Here is a 1,540-nt window from a genome sequence, read left to right on the forward strand (position 1 = left end):
AGCGCGAGGTAGCGCACTCTTTTGATCGCTTCCGTGAGTTGCCTCTGGTGCTTGGCGCAGTTTCCCGTCACCCTCCTGGGAACGATCTTGCCGCGCTCACTTATATATTTTCTCAGTTTTTCCACATCCTTGTAATCGATGTGGCCAACTTTTTCCAGGCAGAACATGCAAATCTTGGGTTTCCTTCTCTTGCTTCTCTTCCCGCCGCCGTTTCTTGGTGAAAAGGCCATCACTTACCTCCTTTCCTTCAGTTGGCCTGAAAAAATCATCAGAAGGGGATATCCGCGTCCTCCCCTTCGTCCTTGACGTCATCCAGTTCGGAGATATCCCTTACGAAATCATCGTCGAAACCCTTTTCCCTCAAGCTGCCGCCCCTCGACGGGGATGACTGGTCGCCTTCGGAGGGGTATGCCTCTCCGCTGTCTCTCCGGGATCCCAGGAACGTGACGCCCTGGGCCACGACTTCCGTTACCCACCGTCTTTCTCCTGTTGCCGCCTCGTAACTGCGAACCTGGATCCTTCCCTCGACAAGGACAGGGCTTCCTTTGCGGAGGAATCTCTCGCAATTCTCGGCCTGGGATCCCCAAACCACCACGGGGATAAAGTCCGCCTGGTCCTGGATCTCACCGTCCCTGTTCTTCCACTGCCTGTTAACGGCCACGGTCAACTTCGCTACGGCCTGCTTGGAAGTGGTGTAGCGCACCTCGGGGTCTCTCGCCAAGTTTCCCATCAGAATAGCCTTGTTGAAGCCTCTTGCCATCGAGATCCCTCCCTAGGTTTCGTCCAGAGCTATCACCAAGTGCCTTAATACCTGGGTCCTGAGTTTCAGCAACCGCTCCAGTTCGCTGACCTCGGATGGTTCGAGCGTAAAGGAAAGGACCGCGTAGAAGCCCTCGGTCTGTTTCTGGATGGGATAGGCGAAACGCCTTTTCCCCCAGGAACTGGTCTTTACAATCTCTCCTCCCAGGTTGCGCACGATCCCCTCGATCTCCTCCACCGCCGACTCATGTTCCTCGAGGTCGGCCTGGAAGATCGTGACCATTTCATATGGTCGCACATCCTACACCTCCTCCCTTTGGCCTGAGGTCTCCCCCCTCCGGGGGAGACAGGGACATACGGCAGAACATTATACGCTAGGGGCGATCTTCGAGCAACAGGTCCCCTGATACCACCTCGACCCGGAAGATCCGCTCCCCGGGAAGGGTCAGGTTGAACTGTTCCCTGGCAAGCCGGGCCACGCCCTCGGGCGTCCTGTAAAAGAGGATCTTCTCCTTCAGGACCTGGACATCCCTTGTAACGGCGACCAGGCGGTCCATCCTTTGATCCACGATGGATCCCAGCCTTCCAATCTTCCTGAGTTCCAGTATGTAGGCCGTTCCGACGATCGCCAGGAAGCAGAGGCCCGCCGTAATCAGGGCCACCCAGCGCAGGCGGATCATTCCTACATCTGCTCCGGAGCGCTTATCCCCAGCAGGGAGAGGGCGTTGGCCAGGACTATCCTGGCCGCTTCGGCGAGAAGCATCCTGGCACCCTCCAGTTC

General features: G+C 57.3%; 5 protein-coding genes. All 5 read right to left on the bottom strand.

From position 1 onward, the window contains the following. Positions 1–230, bottom strand: a 230-nt coding sequence (locus GX108_06865; protein ID NLO56753.1) for a 30S ribosomal protein S18, incomplete at its 3' end; no start/stop codon positions are given. A 38-nt stretch (positions 231–268) separates the two neighbouring features. Then, positions 269–760: a single-stranded DNA-binding protein gene (gene ssb / locus GX108_06870; GenBank protein NLO56754.1), complete on the bottom strand. Its 492-nt coding sequence runs from the start codon at positions 758–760 to the stop codon at positions 269–271. Between the two features lie 12 nt (positions 761–772). After that, positions 773–1,057 (bottom strand): 30S ribosomal protein S6, encoded by a 285-nt coding sequence (gene rpsF, locus GX108_06875; protein ID NLO56755.1) that lies wholly within the window; start codon positions 1,055–1,057, stop codon positions 773–775. A 76-nt stretch (positions 1,058–1,133) separates the two neighbouring features. Next, on the bottom strand, positions 1,134–1,439 hold the full coding sequence (locus GX108_06880; protein NLO56756.1) for a septum formation initiator: 306 nt from the start codon (positions 1,437–1,439) through the stop codon (positions 1,134–1,136). A 2-nt stretch (positions 1,440–1,441) separates the two neighbouring features. Further along, the coding region (locus tag GX108_06885; protein NLO56757.1) for a hypothetical protein at positions 1,442–1,540 on the bottom strand (99 nt) is incomplete at its 5' end.

It is taken from the genome of Thermovirga sp. (genome assembly GCA_012523215.1).
GTDB lineage: Bacteria > Synergistota > Synergistia > Synergistales > Thermovirgaceae > 58-81.